Raw genomic sequence first — 18,737 nt, 5'->3', positions numbered from 1 at the left:
CGAATGGCCGGCCGCCGAACCGCCCCCCGCCGGGGTGGTCGACCCGGACGGGGAGACCGCCATCGTCCTGCCGGCCGGCTTCTCCGGATGCGCGTTGGCGGCCACCGGCCTGGCCCTCGCAACGAACGGTCGCGCGTGGACGCCCCGTTGGAGAGGCCCTGGAACCGCACTCCGGGGGCGGCCCGGTGCCGGAAGCCGTGCGGAAGGGCCGATGCCGTGACGACGATCCACCAGAGCCGGGCGGGAGGACGGCAGGCAGTGCGCCGGATACGCCCCCGGCGGGTCCCCGGCGGTACCCCTGCCGACGCTGGGCTGGGTCGGTGCCGGAACCGTGCTGTGACCAAGGACGGTCCCGTCCAGGTACGGATCACCCTCACCGACGGCAGGCTCACCCAGGCGACCGCGGTCCAGCCCCCGTCCTCCTCACCGAGGAGCGAGGAGATCTCCTCCACGGCCGTCCCGAAGCTCACCGGCAGACGCCGACGGCCCGGAGCGCGGACATCGAGACGGTCTCCGGTGCCACCGGCACCAGCGTGGGCGACAGGCAGTCCCTGCAGAGCGGCCTGGACCAGGCCGGCATCTGAGGGCGTGCCCCCGACACCGGGGCCACCACACGCCCAGGACCTCGGCCACCGAAGCGGTCCGGGGTCCTCGTGCGCGGACGAGGAAAAGCCGCCGGACTTCCTGGGCGGGACGGAAACCGAGACGGACGAACGCCAGAGGGCCGGACCACTTTCGTGGTCCGGCCCTCTGGGCTGGCGGAGGATACGAGATTCGAACTCGTGAGGGGTTGCCCCCAACACGCTTTCCAAGCGTGCGCCCTAGGCCTCTAGGCGAATCCTCCGCCGGAAACATTACATGACCGAGAGGTGTGCTCGCGAACTCGTTCCCCGCCCCCGGGATGGGGTAGCCTTTCCGCAGCCCCTCACGCGGCGCTATCTGACTGAACTCCCCCAGGGCCGGAAGGCAGCAAGGGTAGGTTGGCTCTGGCGGGTGCGTGGGGGGCGCTTGGTTTTCCGTGACCGTGCGCGCGGCAGTGCCCTGGGCGGGCGGGGCTCGATGTCAGCGGGCGCCTATAACCTCGTATGCGTGTCGTCTCTCGCGTTGTACCGCCGCTACCGCCCGGAGTCCTTCGCCGAGGTCATCGGGCAGGAGCATGTCACCGACCCGCTGCAGCAGGCGCTGCGCAACAACCGGGTCAATCACGCGTACCTGTTCAGCGGCCCGCGCGGATGCGGCAAGACGACCAGCGCCCGGATCCTCGCCCGCTGCCTGAACTGCGAGAAGGGCCCGACCCCCACGCCCTGCGGGGAGTGTCAGTCCTGCCAGGATCTCGCCCGCAACGGCCCCGGTTCGATCGACGTCATCGAGATCGACGCGGCGTCGCACGGCGGTGTGGACGACGCCCGTGACCTGCGCGAGAAGGCGTTCTTCGGGCCCGCCGGCAGCCGCTACAAGATCTACATCATCGACGAGGCCCACATGGTCACGTCAGCCGGTTTCAACGCGCTGCTCAAGGTCGTCGAGGAGCCCCCTGAGCATCTGAAGTTCATCTTCGCGACCACCGAGCCCGAGAAGGTCATCGGCACCATCCGGTCGCGGACCCACCACTACCCCTTCCGCCTCGTGCCCCCGGGGACCCTGCGGGACTACCTCGCCGAGGTGTGCCAGAGGGAGAACATTCCCGTCGAGGACGGCGTCCTGCCGCTCGTCGTGCGGGCCGGCGCCGGGTCCGTGCGTGACTCGATGTCCGTCATGGACCAGCTGCTCGCCGGCGCGGGCCCCGACGGTGTGACGTACGCCATGGCCACCTCGCTGCTCGGGTACACCGACGGCTCGCTGCTCGACTCCGTGGTGGAGGCGTTCGCGACCGGGGACGGTGCCGCGGCCTTCGAGGTCGTCGACCGGGTGATCGAGGGGGGCAACGACCCGCGGCGGTTCGTCGCCGACCTCCTCGAGCGGCTGCGGGACCTGCTGATCCTCTCCGCCGTTCCGGACGCCGCCGACAAGGGGCTCATCGACGCCCCGGTCGACGTCGTCGAGCGGATGCGGGCCCAGGCCGGCACCTTCGGCGCCGCCGAGCTGAGCCGCGCCGCCGACCTGGTCAACGAGGGGCTGACCGAGATGCGGGGCGCGAATGCGCCGCGCCTCCAGCTCGAGCTGATCTGCGCCCGCGTCCTGCTCCCCGCCGCCTACGGCGACGAGCGGTCCGTCATGGCCCGCCTGGACCGCATCGAGCGCGGCGCGCACTTCTCCGCGGGGGCCGGTGCCGCCGGGATGCCCGCCATGGGCTACGTACCGGGTCCGGACGCGCATGCGGCACCGGTCCCGCCCGGGGGCGGACCCGCGGCCGCCCGGGCTGCGGTGCGCGGAGGGGGCGCCGGGGGCGGCGCGCAGGTTGCGGCTCCGCCCGCGGGAGTGTCCCCGAGCATCCCGAATCCGGACATTCCGGCTGCTCCCGCCCCGGCCGCCCCCGCCCCCACCGGACCCGCCCCGGCCGCCGCTGGTCCGGCTGATCTTGCTGCTCCGGTTCCTTCCGCCCCGGCTCCCACTGCTTCGGCCGCCGCTCCGGCCCCGGTCACGGCCGACCAGCCGGCGGCGCCGAGTGGGCCGAACGCCGCCTCGTCGGCGCCCCAGCCCTCCGCGCCCGCCCCCGGCGCCTGGCCCACCGCCGCCTCGGCCGGCAGCGGAGGCCGCCGGCCCGGTGGGTGGCCCACGGCCGCCTCGGCCGGCGGCGGGCCGGCGGCCGCGGCGAGTGGTCCCCCCGCGCAGAGCAGCCCCTCGCCGAGCGCTCCCGTGGCCGTGCCCCAGTCCGTCCCCGAGCCGTCGGCTCCCGCCCCCTCGGGTGGCGGCGGGCTCGACCCCCGCATGCTCTGGCCGAACATCCTGGAGGCGGTCAAGAACCGCCGCCGCTTCACCTGGATCCTGCTCAGCCAGAACGCCCAGGTGAGCGGCTTCGACGGCACCACCCTCCAGCTCGGTTTCGTGAACGGCGGCGCGCGGGACAACTTCCTGAGCAGCGGCAGCGAGGACGTGCTGCGGCAGGCGCTGGCCGAGCAGTTCCACGTGCAGTGGAAGATCGAGGCCATCGTCGACCCGTCCGGCGGCGGCGCGGCACCCCCCGCCCCGGCGGCAGGCCCCTCGGGCGGTCGCGGCGGCGCGGGAGGCTTCGGCAGCGGTCCCGGAGGCGGTGGCGGGTACGGCAACGCTCCCGCCGGTGCCGGTCAGCACCCTCCTGCGCAGCCGGTCGCCCCGACGCCCTCATCCGCTCCCGCGCGGCCGACGAGCGCCGCGGCTTCCCCCGCCCCGGCCCCGGCGCCCCGGCCGCCGGCCCCGGAGCCGCCCGCGCCCGTGTCCCCGGAGGACGACATCCCCGAGGACGACGACCCGGACCTGGACGAGTCCGCCCTCTCCGGGCAGGAACTGATCGTCCGCGAACTGGGCGCGACGGTGGTCGAGGAGTTCACGAACGAGTAGGGCCGGGGCCCACCGCACCACCCCCGGCCCCGACCTGCACTTTCTCCGCCCACCGCCACCCTCCTCCGGAGAAACCCACAAACACCTGCCCCCCACCTCTTCGGAAGCCCGCACAAGGGCCGGCCCCCGTCTCCCGTTAGGCTGACCCCGTGAAGGTCCTCGTCATCGGCAGCGGTGCCCGCGAACACGCCCTGTGCCGTTCCCTGTCCCTCGACCCCGACGTCACCGCGCTCCACTGCGCCCCCGGCAACGCCGGCATCGCCGAGGTCGCCGAGCTGCACCAGGTCGACGCCCTGGACGGCGCGGCCGTCTCCGCGCTGGCCGCGGAGCTCGGTGCCGAGCTGGTCGTGGTCGGGCCCGAGGCCCCCCTGGTCGCCGGTGTCGCCGACGCCGTGCGCGCCGCGGGCATCCCGGTTTTCGGCCCCTCCGAGGAGGCTGCGCAGCTCGAGGGCTCCAAGGCGTTCGCCAAGGACGTCATGGCGGGAGCCGGCGTGCCCACGGCGCGGTCGTACGTCTGCACCACCCCGGAGGAGGCGGACGCGGCCCTCGACGCCTTCGGTGCCCCGTACGTCGTGAAGGACGACGGGCTCGCCGCCGGCAAGGGCGTGGTGGTGACCGACGACCTCGAGACGGCCAGGGCGCACGCGCGTGCCTGTGAGCGCGTGGTCATCGAGGAGTTCCTCGACGGCCCCGAGGTCTCCCTCTTCGCCGTGACCGACGGCGTGACCGTGCTGCCCCTCCAGCCGGCCCAGGACTTCAAGCGCGCCCTGGACGGCGACGAGGGCCCGAACACCGGCGGCATGGGGGCGTACTCCCCGCTGCCCTGGGCCGATCCCAAGCTGGTCGACGAGGTCATGGAGACGGTCCTCCAGCCGACCGTCGACGAGATGCGGCGCCGCGGCACCCCCTTCTCCGGATTGCTGTACGCCGGCCTCGCGATCACCTCGCGCGGTGTCCGGGTGATCGAGTTCAACGCCCGCTTCGGCGACCCGGAGACCCAGGTCGTGCTGGCCCGGCTGAAGACCCCGCTGGCCGGGGTCCTGATGGCCGCGGCCACCGGTGGCCTCGCCCACCTGGAGCCGCTGCGCTGGAGCGAGGACGCCGCGGTCACCGTGGTCGTCGCCTCGCACAACTACCCCGGCACCCCCCGCACCGGCGACCCGATCACCGGTCTCGACGAGGTCGTGGCCCAGGACGCCCCGCACGCGTACGTGCTGCACGCGGGGACCCGGCGGGACGGCGACGCGATCGTCAGCGCGGGCGGCCGGGTGCTGTCCGTCACGGCCACCGGCAAGGACCTCACCGAGGCCCGCGACCGCGCCTACCGGGCCGTCTCCCGCATCGGTCTCGACGGCTCCCAGCACCGTACGGACATCGCGGCGAAGGCGGCACGGGAGGCGTAACCGCCACCCCAGCGCAGGACCCTTCGCATCCCGGTACGAAGAAACCCCCCAGGCCCCGGCTCCGTCTCAGGAACCGGGGCCTGACCCTTGCTGTCCGTCATCCACCTCTCCCCAAAGCCATTCCATCGAGTGAGCGATGCGCCATCCGGCTGACGAGGGGCGAGGCCCCAACTAGGGTGCCGCGCAAGCGTTCCGGCACATGGCCCACCGGCATTGCGATGTCGGTGGCGGGTGCCACAGTGGGGGAGTGGGCAACGCCGGCAGAGCGTCGGAACCGCAGGGGAGGGGGTGAGGTCGGGCCATGAACGAGAGCGGACCGGGAGTGGAAGCGGGCGCACAGGCCGCGCGTGCGCGGGCGCTCGCCGTGCTGCGCATCCGCGGCCGGGCGCTGGCCGTCGCCCTGCTGCCCGCCGCCGGCGCCGTGATCCTGCTGGCCGGCGGCTCCACCGGCCGTCTCACCGGCGGTGGCTGGGACCTCGCGCGCTGGGTCCTCACCTCGATCGCGGTGCTCGTCCTGCTCGCCGCCGGGGGCGTGGCGCTGGTCGTGGCCCGGGCGCGTCCGGCGATGACCCCGACGGTGCCGATCACCGAGGAAGCGGCCCCGGACCTGTACCGGATGGTGCGCGACCTCGCCGACCGCCTCGACGTCCCCGCCCCGTCGGCCATAGCGCTCACCCCGGACTGCGACAGCTGGCTGGAGGACCGCACCCACCGGGCCCACGCCCCGCCGCCGATCGACGAGCACGGCGACATAGCGGACGCGGGCAGGCACCCGCGCCCCGGGCCCGCCGCCGCTCCCGTCCTGGTCATCGGCTCCCCGTTCCTGTGGTGGATGAGGGTCGGCGAGCTGCGCGCGGTCCTCGCCCCGGTCGTCGCCGGTACGGGCCCCTCGGCGCACCCCGACATAGCCGCCGCCCGGCGCTTCGTACGGGGGCTGGACGCGGCGGTGGCCGTGTCCTCCTCGGCCCGTCGGCCGGTGTTCCGCGCGGTGTTCGCGGGCGTCGGCTGGGTCGCCCGGGTGATGCTGCGCGGCTGCCGCGGCCATGCGGCCGAGATGGAGCGCGGGGTCGCCGCAGCGGCGGCCGAGCGCGCCCAGGCGGTGGACTACGGACTGCGCATCGTCGCCCAGGAACAGGTGGGCCTGGCCTACGCGGGCTGGGACCGGCTGCTGACCCGGGTCGCGCTGCCCGCCTGGCGGATGGGCCGCTGGCCCTCCCGGCTCGACGCCGGGGTGGTGGCGGCGCTCACCGAGCTGTCCCGCCGGGACCGGCTGGCCGAGGGCTTCGCCTCCCGCCTCGGCGAGCGTCCCGCCTGCGACCTGCTCGAGGAGCCGGGCGCGGTGGACGAGGCCATGTCCCTGCTCGCCGCCCGCCTGTTCCACGGCGGCCCGGCGGAGTCCGGCCGGGACTGGGCGCCGGTCCACTGGAGCGACTACCCGGAGGAGGTCGTCGATCGCAAGTGGCGCACCGACGCGGCCCGCCTCCACCGCGTCCTGGACGCCCTCGGCATACGCCCCGCCGCCGAGGACGCGGGCACCGACGGTCCGACCCTGTCGCGGGTCCTCGACCACCTCGCCGACCCGGCCGCCCCGCAGTCCGGGCACCTCGCCCCGCCCGTGGACGCCGAGGACGCCGAGGACGCCGTGGACGCCGTGGACGCCGAGGACGACGACCTGTCCGGCACCACCGCCCGCAGCGCCGCCCTCGCCGCCCGGCTCAGCGCCGAACTGGCCCGTGAGGACGCGGCCGCGACGGCACACGTCCCGTCCCCGGCCCCGTCCGACGGCTCGGCGGTCCCCGCAATCGCCCAGTACGGCGGAGGCACCGTGCCCGAGCCCCCCGCTCACTGGGACGACCACACGCTGCCCCCCTTCCCCCTCCAGCCTCCGCGCACGGCCCGTGAACTGCTCGCGGACCACATCACCGCGATGGTCTGCTGCGCGGCGATGGACACCGCGGGGGCGATCCCGGGGCTGGACTGGCTGGACGGCCCGACCCTCCTCGTGGGCGGCGAACGGGCCACCGATCTCCCCCCGCGGGTACTGGCCCTGATCGAGGACGGTGATTCCACGCCTCTCCGGGTGTGGCTGACCGGGCGGGGAATACGGCCGGAGAAGCCGGTGCGGCTCGCGTGAGGGCGGCGGCGGCCGGAGCGGCACCGCGGCGACGCCCTGCGGCTCGCACGGATGTCGGCCTTCCGCTTTCGGTCAATTCACAACGACGGGTGACGGACCGCGTGCGTTATGTGATGTGCTGGGATCGTTCGCGCGCGACGGCAAGGGCTTGCGACATACGACAACCGCATAAGAACCGCTGGGCACCGGGCACGAGGGAGGGGAGCGACCCATGGGTTCGGAGAAGATCCGCCGCTGGGAGTCGGGAGCGCTGGCGCACGCCGTGACCGACCCCTTCGGACAGGGCCCCCTCCCGTGGCTGCGGGGCACCGAGACGTACTTCGACGACACCGGGCAGGTCGTCCCCTGGTACGTGGATCCGGAGCCGGCCGCCCACCGGACCGGCCGGCCCGGGCAGCCGGGTCTGCCGAGGGTCCCCGCGCCCCGATCCTCCGGCGGCGGCGGGCCCCGCGCGGCCGACGACGTGCGCCTCCAGATCAAGGGCTTCACCTCTACCGGCGGGGTAGCGCCCGGCGAGGCCATCGACTTCCACATCACCGTCGACCCGCCCCAGGAGTTCGGCGTCGACGTCTACCGCATCGGCCACTACGGCGGACACGGCGCCACCAAGATCACCACCAGCCCCCGGCTGTCCGGCATGGTGCAGCCCCCGCCGCTCGCCGCCGACCGCACCGTCTCCTGCCACCACTGGTGGCTGTCCTGGCGGCTCCAGGTCCCGTCGTACTGGAGCGTCGGTGCCTACGTCGCCGTCCTGACCACGGTCGACGGCCACCGCTCGCACGTGCCCTTCACGGTCCGGGACGACCGCGCGGCGGACCTGCTGCTGGTGCTGCCGGACATCACCTGGCAGGCGTACAACCTGTACCCGGAGGACGGCCGCACGGGCGCGAGCCTCTACCACGCCTGGGACGACCACGGCCGCCTGCTGGGCGAGGCGGACGCCGCGACCACCGTCTCCTTCGACCGCCCGTACGCGGGCGCCGGTCTCCCGCTGCACGTCGGCCACGCCTACGACGTCATCCGCTGGGCCGAGCGCTACGGTTACGACCTCGCCTACGCCGACGCCCGCGACCTGCACGCCGGTCGCGTCGACCCCACCCGCTACCGGGGCCTGATCTTCCCCGGCCACGACGAGTACTGGTCACGGGCCATGCGGGCCGCCGCCGAGCGCGCCCGCGACCACGGCACCTCCCTGGTCTTCCTCTCCGCCAACACCCTGTACTGGCAGGTGGAGCTCGCCCCCTCCCCGCCGGGCGTCCCCGACCGTCTCCTCACCTGCCGCAAGCGCAGGGGCCCGGGCCGGCCGGTGCTGTGGCGGGAGATCGACCGTGCGGAGCAGCAGCTGCTCGGCCTCCAGTACGCCGGTCACGTCCCTCAGCCGCACCCGCTGATCGTCCGCAACGCCGACCACTGGATGTGGGAGACGACCGGTGCCCACGAGGGTGACGCGATCTCGGGGATGGTCGCCGGCGAGGCCGACCGCTACTTTCCGCGCACCCCGCTGCCCGAGCACGAGGAGCGCGTCCTGCTCGCGCACTCCCCGTACACCGACCGCGACGGCACCCGGCGCCACCAGGACACCTCGCTCTACCGGGCGCCGTCCGGCGCGTGGGTCTTCGCCTCCGGGACGTTCGCCTGGTCCCCGGCCCTGGACCGCCCCGGCCACGTCGACCCCCGCATCCAGCGCGCCACCGCCAACCTCCTCGACCGCATCTGCAAGCGCGACTGAGCACCCGCGCGGCCGGCCCCCGGACCGCGTCGGAACCCGCCCCCACCCGCGCCGGGCCGACCCCTGGCCGAGACCGTTCGCCCCATACGGGAGAATCGAGTCATTGGACAGAACCACGGGGAGGAACCGTGTCCGGATTCGTCGAAAAGCCCGAGCCGCTCCAGGTTCCGGGCCTGGTGCATCTGCACACCGGCAAGGTGCGCGAGCTGTACCGCAACGAGGCGGGCGACCTCGTGATGGTCGCCAGTGACCGCATCTCCGCCTACGACTGGGTGCTGCCCACCGAGATCCCCGACAAGGGCCGGATCCTCACCCAGCTCTCCCTGTGGTGGTTCGACCAGCTCGCCGACCTGCTCCCCAACCACGTCCTGAGCACCGCCCTCCCCGAGGGCACCCCCGCCGACTGGGCCGGCCGCACGCTCGTGTGCAAGTCCCTGGACATGGTCCCCGTGGAGTGCGTCGCCCGCGGCTACCTCACCGGTTCCGGCCTGGTCGAGTACAAGGAGTCCCGCACCGTCTGCGGCCTCGCCCTGCCCGAGGGCCTGGTGGACGGCTCCGAACTGCCCGCCCCGATCTTCACCCCGGCCACCAAGGCCGCCGTCGGCGAGCACGACGAGAACGTCTCCTACGAGGAGGTCGCCCGCCAGGTCGGCGCGGACACCGCGGCGAGGCTGCGCCAGGCGACGCTGGCCGCCTACTCGCGGGCCCGCGACATCGCCCGGGACCGGGGGATCATCCTCGCGGACACCAAGTTCGAGTTCGGCTTCGACGGCGAGAGCCTGGTCATCGCCGACGAGGTGCTCACCCCGGACTCCTCCCGCTTCTGGCCGGCCGAGCAGTGGGAGCCCGGCCACGCGCAGCCCTCGTACGACAAGCAGTACGTGCGGGACTGGCTGACGTCGGCCGAGTCCGGCTGGGACCGCAAGAGCGAGCAGCCCCCGCCGCCGCTGCCCCAGCACGTCGTGGAGGCGACCCGGGCCAAGTACGTGGAGGCGTACGAGCGGCTGACGGGCGTCAGCTGGGGCTGAGGGAACGGCGCAGGCCCCGGTCGGTGACCGGGGCCTGCGATGTGGAGCGGACGACGAGGCTCGAACTCGCGACCTCAACCTTGGCAAGGTTGCGCTCTACCAACTGAGCTACGTCCGCACTGCGCCGTGGCGCGAGAGCAACTATACCCAACCTCGCTCGCGGGCGAGGCGCACGGCGGCATGACGGTTCTCCACGCCGAGTTTCGAGACGGCCGAGGACAGGTAGTTCCGCACGGTCCCCTGGGACAGCGCGGCCCGCTCCGCGATCTCCGCGACCGGTGCCCCGTCGGCCGCGAGCTCCAGGACCTCGGCCTCGCGCGCGGTCAGCGGGGAGTCCCCTGCGGCGATCGCGTCGGCGGCCAACTCGGGATCGACGTAACGGTTTCCCGCGTGCACCGTGCGGATGATTTCCGCGAGGCGCTGCGCGCTGACGGTCTTGGGCACGAAGCCGCGCACCCCCGCCGCGAGCGCCCGCTTCAGATGCCCGGGCCGGCCGTGACTGGTGACGACGAGCACGCGGCAGCCGGGCAGCTCCGCCCGCAGGGATGTGGCGACCTTCACACCGTCGGCGCCGGGCATCTGCAGGTCCAGCACGGCGACATCGGGGGCGTGCGCCCGCGCCATCGCCAGCGCCTCGGGGCCGCTGGCCGCCTCGGCGACGACGACCAGGTCGTCCTCCAGGGACAGCAGGGTCGCGAGTGCTCCCCGGATGAGGTGCTCGTCGTCGGCGAGCAGCAGCCGGACGGACGGCGTCGTCATGGAGTGACCTCACTCACGTTCTCATCGCTGTGCGTCTCGCGAACAGCTTCTTCCGGTTCCTGGCGTTCGGCTTCCCGTCCGGTCCCGCCCCGCGGCGCCCCCGGCCGTGCGGGCGACGGCAGCGGTACCCGTGCCGTCAGCCGGAACAGCCCGCTCCCCGCGGGCCCCGCCCGCAGCGTGCCGCCGAGTTCGGCCAGCCGTTCGCGCAGACCGACCAGACCCGAGCCGCCGCCCGAACCACCGCCGGACGGCACGCCGTCGTTCTCCACCGTGAGCACCACCTGCCCCTGTCGCACCGTCAGCCCCACGGTGCAGCGCCGGGGGTCGCCGTGGCGCAGGACGTTGGTCGCGGCCTCGCGGACCACCCAGCCCAGCGCCGACTGCACCGGCACCGGCAGACCCGTGACCGATCCGGTGACCGCGCAGTCGATGCCGGCGGCCGTCAGCACGCCCTGCGCACCCGCCAGCTCCGTCGCGAGGTCGGCCTCCCGGTAACCGCGGACGACCTCGCGCACCTCGCGCTGGGCCTCCTGGGCGAGCCGCTGCACCTCCACCATCTGCGGCACGGCCTCCGGCCGTCCCCGCTGGGCGAGCTGCACGGCCAGCTCGCTCTTCAGGGCGATGACCGCGAGGTTGCGTCCCATCACGTCGTGCAGATCCCGGCCGAACCGCAGCCGCTCCTCGGCGACGGCGAGCCGCGCCCGGGTCTCCCGGGCCTCGTCCAGCTCGTACACGGCGTCCAGGAGCCAGACGGAGAAGGCACAGGTGAACGCCATGAATCCGCCCCCGACCAGCCCCACCGCCGCGCTGACCAGCGCGGCCGGTCCGGGCAGGCCGAGCGGGAAGGAGCCCAGGCCCGCGGCCGCCGCGAAGCCCGCCACCGAGGCGAACATGCCCCGCCGGTCGGGCATCCCGAGCGCCGCGATGCCGCTGCCGAAGACCAGCACCACCGCGAAGACCCCGTGTGCCGCGGTGTCGACGTCCTTGTCGGCCGGGCCGTGCTCGGAGATCAGGAGGGCCACGACGCCGGTCACCGCGGTGCCCGCCCCGAGCGCCCAGAGCAACCGCACCGGCCGCTCCCGGATGCCCCGCTTCCAGTCCAGCGACCGCGACGCGGTCACCGCGCACAGCGCACTGTGCAGGGCCACCAGGAGCAGCAGCGGTACCGCGATCCCCGGACGGCGCTGGCCGAAGAGCGGCCCGGCCGCCGCGGCGAACTCCACCAGCGCGAACGAGTGGAACGACCACCGCGTGTACGTCTCGACCTTCGCCGGTGTGCTCTTGCGTCGCCACCAGCCGCCCGGCCTGCTCCTGCGTCCCCACCAGCCGCCCGGCCCGCCCATCTCCCCGTTCCCCCCGCTCGTCCGTGCCTCAGCGCCTCGGCTCCCAGCGGAACCAACGCTGTACAGCAAACACCGACACCAGGGTCCAGGCCACCGCCGTCGCCATCGCGCCCAGCGCCTCGCCGGCCGACAGGTCACCGGTGAAGCCGCCGCGCACCAGGGTCATCACCGGTGTCAGCGGCAGCAGTTCGCAGAAGGAGGCGAGCCGGTCGGGAAGCATGTCCAGCGGGAACATCATCCCGGAGCCGAGCATCGACACCATCATCAGCGGCATCGGCGTGACCTGGGCGCTCTCGGTGCTCCGGGTGAAGTTGGCGGTGACGGCCGCCAGCGCGGCACACATCACCAGTCCCAACAGCAGTCCCAGCACCGCCAGATGGACGGCCGACGGGGCACTCATGTCCAGCAGTGCCGCACAGCCCACCGACAGCAGCAGCGACTGCGTCAGCCCGATCGCCAGGGCCGGGAGCGCGGACCCGGCCAGGATCTCGGCGTCCCGCAGCTCCCCGGTGCGCAGCCGCTTGAGGACGAGTTCCTCGCGCCGGGCGGCGAAGATGCCGACCAGCGCCCCGTACACGGCGAACAGCAGCGAGAAGCCGACCGCGGCGGGCAGCACCATGGCACCGATCGTCAGCCCTGACTCGTCGAGGTCCTTCTTGGTGACCGCCGAACTCACCACCGTGGGCAGCACCAGCGGCACGAAGAGCGCGGAGACCAGCGTGGCCCTGCTGCGCCCCAGCAGTGTCGACTCGGCCCGGGCGAGGGCCCGCATCCGTCCCGGCGACGTGGTCGTCCCCGTGCTCGTGCCCCGCCCCCTCCGCGCCTCGTCCGTGGCGGTCGTGCTCATGTCGCGTTCGCCCTTCGCTCCGGTGGTCGTGCTCATGCCGCGTGCGCCCTCCGCTCCGGGGACCGTCCCGCTCATGCCGCGTACTCCCGGGCCGGGTCGGCCGCGGAGGCGTCCCGGGCGATACCGAGGAACGCCTCCTCCAGCGACGCCGACCGCACGTCCAGCCCGCGCAGTTCCACGCCGGTCCGCTCGGCCCACATCAGCAGCGCGGTCGCGGCCCGCTGCAACTCGCGGGTGCGCAGCCGGACCACCCGCCCGTCCGTCTCGCGCCCGCACGCGCCCAGTGCGTCGAGCGGGGGCAGATCACCGGGGGAGTGGCTCTCGGGCAGTTCGAAGGTGATGCGCGACGGCTGGGTGGCGGTGACCTCGGCCGGGGTGCCGGTGGCGGCGATGCGGCCCTGGTGCAGGATCGCCAGCCGGTCGGCCAGTGTCTCGGCCTCCTCCAGGTAGTGCGTGGTGAGCAGCACCGTCGTCCCGCCGTCGCGCAGGGCGCGCACCAACTCCCAGGTGCTGCGGCGCCCTTCGGCGTCCAGGCCGGTCGTCGGCTCGTCCAGGAACAGCACCTCGGGGTCGCCGAGCACAGCGAGCGCCAGATCGAGGCGGCGCCGCTCGCCCCCGGACAACTGCTTGACCCGTACGCGGGCCTTCCCGGTCAGCCCGACCAGCGCCAGCGCCTCCTGGGGCGAGCGGGCCCCGCTGACGCAGCCGGCCCACATGCGGGTGGTCTCCGTGACGGTCAGCTCGGACGGGAAGCCTCCCTCCTGGAGCATCACGCCGGTGCGGGGCCGCACGGCGGCGCGCTCGGTGTGGGGGTCGTGGCTCAGGACCCGGACCCGGCCGCCGGTCGGGGCCGCGAGGCCCTCCAGCAGCTCGACCGTCGAGGTCTTGCCCGCGCCGTTGGTGCCCAGCAGGGCGAAGATCTCGCCGCGCCGCACGGAGAAGCTGATCCCGCCGACCGCCTCGAACCCGCCCCCGTACACACGCCGCAGGTCGGTGACCTCAATCACGTGTTCGTGCCCGTTCGCTTCCATGCACCCAGCGTCCCGGCTCACGGACCGCGGCAGCAGTGCGCGCTGTCATCACCGCGCATGACAAATGTCAGACGGCGGGCCGGCGGCGGGCCCGGACGACACACGAAAAGACCCCGGTCCGATGGACCGGGGTCTGATTCCCGAGCGGACGACGAGGCTCGAACTCGCGACCTCAACCTTGGCAAGGTTGCGCTCTACCAACTGAGCTACGTCCGCATTGCCTCCGACCGGCTTTCACCGATCGGCGCGGGCACCAGCCTACCTGATCCACAACAGTGGTCGGTACGCGGTGCGGAGCGGGTGACAGGAATTGCACACTGCGCCTTCCCCCTGGAAGGGGGATGTTCTACTACTGAACTACACCCGCACGTCCGTCGTGAGCTGGGCCTTGCGGCCTCGCCCCGCGGCGTGCTCCAGACTCTAGCTGATCAGCAGGGGTGCTGCGCAAGTCGGTTGTCGCGCGGGGCGGGTGACCGGTCGTCGGCGCGGCTCGCGCGGGCTCACCGGGCGGCGGCGAACGCCTCGTAGACCTTCTTCGGGATGCGCCCGCGCGCCGGGACGTCCATCTTGTTCGCCTGGGCCCAGGCCCGCACGGCCGCGGGGTCCGGGGCGACCTCGGTCTGCCGGTACGCCCTGCCCGAGCGCGACCGCTTGCGGCCGGCCTCCACGTAGGGCGCGAGCGCCGTACGGAGTTTCCGGGCGTTGGCTTCATTCAGGTCGATCTCGTACGACTTGCCGTCGAGTCCGAAGGCGATCGTTTCCGCCGCTTCCGAGCCGTCGATGTCGTCAAAGAGAGTGACCACGACCTTCTGCGCCACGAATATCGGTCCCTTCGTGCGACACCTCTGAGTGGACGTCTGCGATGACGTGCCGGGACGTCGCTGAGATGTCGGCTGTCCGCCTGTAATCGGGCAAAGTATCTGCTAATGACAATTCATTTGTACAGTGCCCGGCAATGGAATGTGAAGCCCGACTAAATCTCCCCGCGTGTCCCGAGCGCAATAGTGATGTGCGGCCGGAGTCGGATCTTTCCCGGATCTTTTCCATGACGTCTCCCGTCGATGCCCGATCGTGACCACGATCACGTAGATTCCTACAACGCTACCCGCGTAGAAATTTTGTGCGGGTAGTCTGAAGGGACCTGCTCAGCACCACACACCGGGAGTGCCAGTGGCACGCGTCGTAGTCGACGTCATGCTCAAGCCGGAGATCCTCGACCCCCAGGGCCAGGCGGTGCAGCGCGCACTGCCGCGGCTGGGTTTCGAAGGGATCTCGGACGTTCGCCAGGGAAAGCGATTCGAACTGGAAGTTGACGGGCCGGTCGACGAGGCCGCGCTCGCCCGCATCCACGATCTTGCGGAATCCTTCCTCGCCAACACCGTGATCGAGGACTTCACCGTCCGGGTCGAGGAAGTGGCGGAGGCCGTGAAGTGACCGCACGTATTGGCGTCGTCACTTTCCCGGGCAGCCTCGACGACCGGGACACCCAGCGCGCGATCCGTCTCGCGGGCGCCGAACCGGTCGCCCTGTGGCACAAGGACAAGGACCTCCACCAGGCCGACGCCGTGGTGCTGTGCGGCGGATTCTCCTACGGCGACTACCTGCGTGCCGGGGCCATCGCCCGTTTCTCGCCGGTGATGGACACCGTCATCGAGCAGGCGAAGGCGGGCCTGCCCGTCCTCGGCATCTGCAACGGCTTCCAGATCCTCACCGAGGCCCACCTGCTGCCCGGCGGCATGCTCGGCAACGACCACCTGCACTTCATCTGCCGCGACCAGAAGCTGCGGGTGGAGAACGCGGACACCGCCTGGACCGCCGACTACACGGCCGGCCAGGAGATCCACATCCCGCTGAAGAACATGGACGGCCGCTACGTGGCCGACCGGTACACGCTGGACAAGCTGGAGGCCGAGGGCCGCGTCGCGTTCCGCTACCTGGACTTCAACCCCAACGGCTCGCTCAACGACATCGCCGGCATCACCAACGAGGCGGGCAACGTCGTCGGCCTGATGCCGCACCCCGAGCACGCCGTCGAGCCGCTGATCGGTACGGGTCGTACCGACGGCCTGCCGTTCTTCACCTCGATCCTCAAGAAGCTGGTCAACGCATGAGCCGGACGCCTCTGGACACGGTCGAGCACGCGGCCGCGACCCCCGACGTCGAGCTGCCCTGGGCCGAACTCGGCCTGAAGAAGGACGAGTACGAGCGCGTGGTCGAGATCCTCGGCCGCCGGCCCACCGGTGCCGAGCTCGCCATGTACTCGGTGATGTGGTCCGAGCACTGCTCGTACAAGTCCTCCAAGGTCCACCTCCGCCAGTTCGGCGAGAAGGCCCCTGAGAACGACGCCCTGCTCGTCGGCATCGGCGAGAACGCCGGTGTGGTCGACGTCGGCCAGGGCTACGCGGTCACCTTCAAGGTGGAGTCGCACAACCACCCGTCGTACGTCGAGCCCTACCAGGGCGCGGCCACCGGTGTCGGCGGCATCGTCCGCGACATCATCGCGATGGGCGCCCGCCCGGTCGCCGTCGTCGACCCGCTGCGCTTCGGCGCGGCCGACCACCCCGACACCAAGCGGGTGCTGCCCGGCGTCGTCGCGGGCATCGGCGGCTACGGCAACTGCCTGGGCCTGCCCAACATCGGCGGCGAGGTCGTCTTCGACGCCTGCTACCAGGGCAACCCGCTGGTCAACGCGGGCTGCATCGGCGTGATGCGCCACGAGGACATCCACCTCGCCAAGGCGTCCGGCGCCGGCAACAAGGTCATCCTGTACGGCGCCCGCACCGGCGGCGACGGCATCGGGGGCGCCTCCATCCTGGCCTCGGAGACCTTCGACGACGCCAAGCCGTCCAAGCGCCCCGCGGTGCAGGTCGGCGACCCCTTCCAGGAGAAGCTCCTCATCGAGTGCACCCTGGAGGCGTTCAAGGAGAAGCTGGTCGTCGGCATCCAGGACCTCGGTGCGGCCGGCCTGTCCTGCGCCACGTCGGAGCTGGCCTCCAACGGCTCCGGCGGCATGCGCGTCACGCTGGACGACGTACCCCTGCGCGACTCCACGCTCTCGCCCGAGGAGATCCTCATGAGCGAGTCGCAGGAGCGCATGTGCGCGGTGGTCGAGCCCGACAAGGTCGACCGGTTCCTCGAGATCTGCGACAAGTGGGACGTCATCGCCACCGTCATCGGTGAGGTGACCGACGGCGACCGCCTGGAGATCTTCTGGCACGGCGGCAAGATCGTCGACGTCGATCCGCGCACGGTCGCCCACGAGGGGCCGACCTACGAGCGCCCCTACGCCCGGCCCGAGTGGCAGGACGCGCTCCAGGCCGACGACGCCGGCAGGCTGCCCCGGCCGCAGACGTCCGAGGAGCTGAGGGACCAGGTCCTGAAGCTGGTCGGCTCGCCCAACCAGGCGTCCAAGAAGTGGATCACGCAGCAGTACGACCACTTCGTGCAGGGCAACACCGTGCTGGCCATGCCCGAGGACTCAGGCGTGATCCGCATCGACGAGGAGACCGGCCTCGGCGTCGCCATCGCGACGGACGGCAACGGCCGCTACGCCAAGCTCGACCCCTACAAGGGCGCGCAGCTGGCGCTGGCGGAGGCGTACCGGAACGTGGCCACGACCGGCGCCAAGCCGCTCGCCGTCTCCGACTGCCTGAACTTCGGCTCCCCGGAGGACCCGGCGGTCATGTGGCAGTTCGCGGAGGCCGTGCGCGGTCTGGCCGACGGCTGTCAGCAGCTCGGCACCCCGGTGACCGGCGGCAACGTCTCGCTCTACAACCAGACCGGCGAGGCCGCCATCCACCCGACGCCGGTGGTCGCCGTGCTCGGCGTCATCGACGACGTGGCCCGCCGCACGCCGGTCGCCTTCCCGGAGGAGGGGCAGCTGCTCTACCTCCTCGGCGACACCCGCGAGGAGTTCGGCGGCTCGGCCTGGTCCCAGGTGATCCACGACCACCTCGGCGGCCTGCCGCCCGAGGTCGACCTGGAGCGCGAGCGCCTGCTCGCCGAGATCCTCATCTCCGCCTCCCGCGACGGCATGATCGACGCCGCGCACGACCTGTCCGACGGCGGTCTGATCCAGGCCGTGGTCGAGTCGGCGCTGCTCGGCGGCATCGGCGCGCGTCTGGTCGTGCCGGACGGGCTCGACGCCTTCACCTTCCTCTTCTCCGAGTCGGCCGGCCGCGCCGTCGTCGCCGTGCCGCGCTCGGAGGAGGTCCGCTTCAACGACATGTGCGGTGCCCGGGGCCTTCCCGCCGCCCGCATCGGTGTCGTCGACGGCGACGCGGTGGAGGTCCAGGGCGAGTTCGTGCTCACCCTGGACGAGCTGCGCGAGGCGCACGAGGGGACGATCCCGGCGCTGCTCGCCTGAGCACCCGCCTTCCCGCACGAAGCCCCCGCCCGGGTCAGCCGGGCGGGGGCTTCGTCGTCCCCGACGGTGAATTTGAACGACATTACGTAACTACGTAATATCAATCCATGGATTTCGAGGAACGCGTCGCCGATCTCGAACGCCGTCTCGCGGCGCTCGAGGCGGGGCGCCGCGGCGCGCCACGGATCGACGAGGGCGACTTCTGGGCCCTGGAAGGGCTCAAGGACCGACTCGCCGAGCTGGGAGCGGACGACGGCGGGGTGCTGTTCACCGGTGCGGTCCGGCTGCCCACCGGGGAGCGGTACGAGTGGCAGTACGGGACGACCACCCGTGAGCTGCTGGGCGATGACTGGCCGGCCGCCGCCGAGGCACTGGCAGCGCTGGGCCACCCGGTACGGCTGCGGCTGCTCCGCGAGATCGTCGGCGGCCGGCGCACCGCGGCCGAGCTCGCCGAGCTGGACGGAGTCGGCACGACCGGCCAGATCTACCACCACCTGCGCCAGCTCACCGGAACCGGCTGGCTGCACACCACGGGGCGGGGCCGCTACGAGGTGCCGCCGGGCCGCGCCGTGCCGCTGCTGGTGGTGCTGTCGGCCGCACGGCCCTGAGCCGGACGCGCG

14 protein-coding genes, 4 tRNA genes and 1 other RNA gene are annotated in these 18,737 nt (G+C 72.8%); 10 read left to right on the top strand and 9 right to left on the bottom strand.

Annotated features, from left to right (window positions below):
* Window positions 1-756 precede the first annotated feature (756 nt).
* Window positions 757-844 (bottom strand) — tRNA-Ser (locus ACFYOV_RS05095).
* Window positions 845-916: 72 nt separating this feature from the next.
* On the opposite strand from ACFYOV_RS05095, the gene ffs reads away from it, so the two are divergent.
* The 6 genes from ffs (at window position 917) to ACFYOV_RS05065 (ending at window position 9,771) form a co-directional block, all read left to right on the top strand.
* Window positions 917-1,015, top strand: an RNA gene (ffs, locus tag ACFYOV_RS05090) — signal recognition particle sRNA small type.
* A gap of 74 nt (window positions 1,016-1,089) precedes the next feature.
* Complete coding sequence (locus ACFYOV_RS05085; protein ID WP_389082959.1) at window positions 1,090-3,477, top strand: DNA polymerase III subunit gamma and tau; 2,388 nt, start codon at window positions 1,090-1,092, stop codon at window positions 3,475-3,477.
* A gap of 149 nt (window positions 3,478-3,626) precedes the next feature.
* Window positions 3,627-4,880, top strand: coding sequence for a phosphoribosylamine--glycine ligase (gene purD / locus ACFYOV_RS05080; protein ID WP_389082957.1), 1,254 nt, complete (start codon window positions 3,627-3,629; stop codon window positions 4,878-4,880).
* 301 nt (window positions 4,881-5,181) lie between these two features.
* Entirely contained in the window at window positions 5,182-7,014 is a 1,833-nt protein-coding gene (locus ACFYOV_RS05075) for a hypothetical protein (RefSeq protein ID WP_389082955.1), read from the top strand.
* A 211-nt stretch (window positions 7,015-7,225) separates the two neighbouring features.
* On the top strand, window positions 7,226-8,743 hold the full coding sequence (locus ACFYOV_RS05070) for a N,N-dimethylformamidase beta subunit family domain-containing protein (RefSeq protein WP_389082952.1): 1,518 nt from the start codon (window positions 7,226-7,228) through the stop codon (window positions 8,741-8,743).
* Window positions 8,744-8,871: 128 nt separating this feature from the next.
* Window positions 8,872-9,771, top strand: coding sequence for a phosphoribosylaminoimidazolesuccinocarboxamide synthase (locus tag ACFYOV_RS05065; protein WP_389082950.1), 900 nt, complete (start codon window positions 8,872-8,874; stop codon window positions 9,769-9,771).
* 42 nt (window positions 9,772-9,813) lie between these two features.
* Here the strand turns inward: ACFYOV_RS05065 and ACFYOV_RS05060 are convergent.
* The 8 genes from ACFYOV_RS05060 to ACFYOV_RS05025 all read right to left on the bottom strand — a co-directional run bounded on the left by ACFYOV_RS05060 (window position 9,814) and on the right by ACFYOV_RS05025 (window position 14,569).
* Window positions 9,814-9,889: transfer RNA gene (locus ACFYOV_RS05060), tRNA-Gly, on the bottom strand.
* Between the two features lie 23 nt (window positions 9,890-9,912).
* Window positions 9,913-10,530, bottom strand: coding sequence for a response regulator (locus tag ACFYOV_RS05055; protein ID WP_389082947.1), 618 nt, complete (start codon window positions 10,528-10,530; stop codon window positions 9,913-9,915).
* Window positions 10,527-11,873 carry a sensor histidine kinase gene (locus ACFYOV_RS05050; protein ID WP_389082945.1) on the bottom strand — a complete coding sequence of 449 codons (1,347 nt, stop codon included), beginning with the start codon at window positions 11,871-11,873 and terminating at the stop codon, window positions 10,527-10,529. The genes ACFYOV_RS05055 and ACFYOV_RS05050 overlap by 4 nt, the downstream gene beginning before the upstream one ends.
* A gap of 28 nt (window positions 11,874-11,901) precedes the next feature.
* Window positions 11,902-12,720, bottom strand: a complete 819-nt coding sequence (locus ACFYOV_RS05045; RefSeq protein WP_389084051.1) for an ABC transporter permease — start codon at window positions 12,718-12,720, stop codon at window positions 11,902-11,904.
* Window positions 12,721-12,791: 71 nt separating this feature from the next.
* Window positions 12,792-13,751: an ABC transporter ATP-binding protein gene (locus tag ACFYOV_RS05040; RefSeq protein WP_389082942.1), complete on the bottom strand. Its 960-nt coding sequence runs from the start codon at window positions 13,749-13,751 to the stop codon at window positions 12,792-12,794.
* A gap of 143 nt (window positions 13,752-13,894) precedes the next feature.
* Window positions 13,895-13,967: transfer RNA gene (locus ACFYOV_RS05035), tRNA-Gly, on the bottom strand.
* Window positions 13,968-14,046: 79 nt separating this feature from the next.
* Window positions 14,047-14,118 (bottom strand) — tRNA-Gly (locus tag ACFYOV_RS05030).
* A 133-nt stretch (window positions 14,119-14,251) separates the two neighbouring features.
* Window positions 14,252-14,569, bottom strand: a complete 318-nt coding sequence (locus ACFYOV_RS05025) for an Lsr2 family protein (protein WP_389082939.1) — start codon at window positions 14,567-14,569, stop codon at window positions 14,252-14,254.
* A gap of 352 nt (window positions 14,570-14,921) precedes the next feature.
* Between ACFYOV_RS05025 and purS the strand changes: the two genes are divergently transcribed.
* The 4 genes from purS to ACFYOV_RS05005 all read left to right on the top strand — a co-directional run bounded on the left by purS (window position 14,922) and on the right by ACFYOV_RS05005 (window position 18,725).
* On the top strand, window positions 14,922-15,185 hold the full coding sequence (gene purS, locus ACFYOV_RS05020; RefSeq protein ID WP_010045045.1) for a phosphoribosylformylglycinamidine synthase subunit PurS: 264 nt from the start codon (window positions 14,922-14,924) through the stop codon (window positions 15,183-15,185).
* On the top strand, window positions 15,182-15,862 hold the full coding sequence (purQ, locus tag ACFYOV_RS05015) for a phosphoribosylformylglycinamidine synthase subunit PurQ (protein WP_389082937.1): 681 nt from the start codon (window positions 15,182-15,184) through the stop codon (window positions 15,860-15,862). Before purS ends, purQ begins: the two co-directional genes overlap by 4 nt.
* Window positions 15,859-18,117 (top strand): phosphoribosylformylglycinamidine synthase subunit PurL, encoded by a 2,259-nt coding sequence (gene purL, locus ACFYOV_RS05010; protein WP_389082934.1) that lies wholly within the window; start codon window positions 15,859-15,861, stop codon window positions 18,115-18,117. The genes purQ and purL overlap by 4 nt, the downstream gene beginning before the upstream one ends.
* 107 nt (window positions 18,118-18,224) lie before the next feature.
* Window positions 18,225-18,725 (top strand): ArsR/SmtB family transcription factor, encoded by a 501-nt coding sequence (locus ACFYOV_RS05005; RefSeq protein WP_389082932.1) that lies wholly within the window; start codon window positions 18,225-18,227, stop codon window positions 18,723-18,725.
* The last annotated feature ends 12 nt before the right edge of the window (window positions 18,726-18,737 follow it).

Source organism: Streptomyces sp. NPDC005931, assembly GCF_042871235.1.
GTDB lineage: Bacteria > Actinomycetota > Actinomycetes > Streptomycetales > Streptomycetaceae > Streptomyces.
The sequence above is the reverse complement of the archived record's forward strand: the minus strand, read 5'-3'. Positions and strand labels throughout refer to the sequence as shown.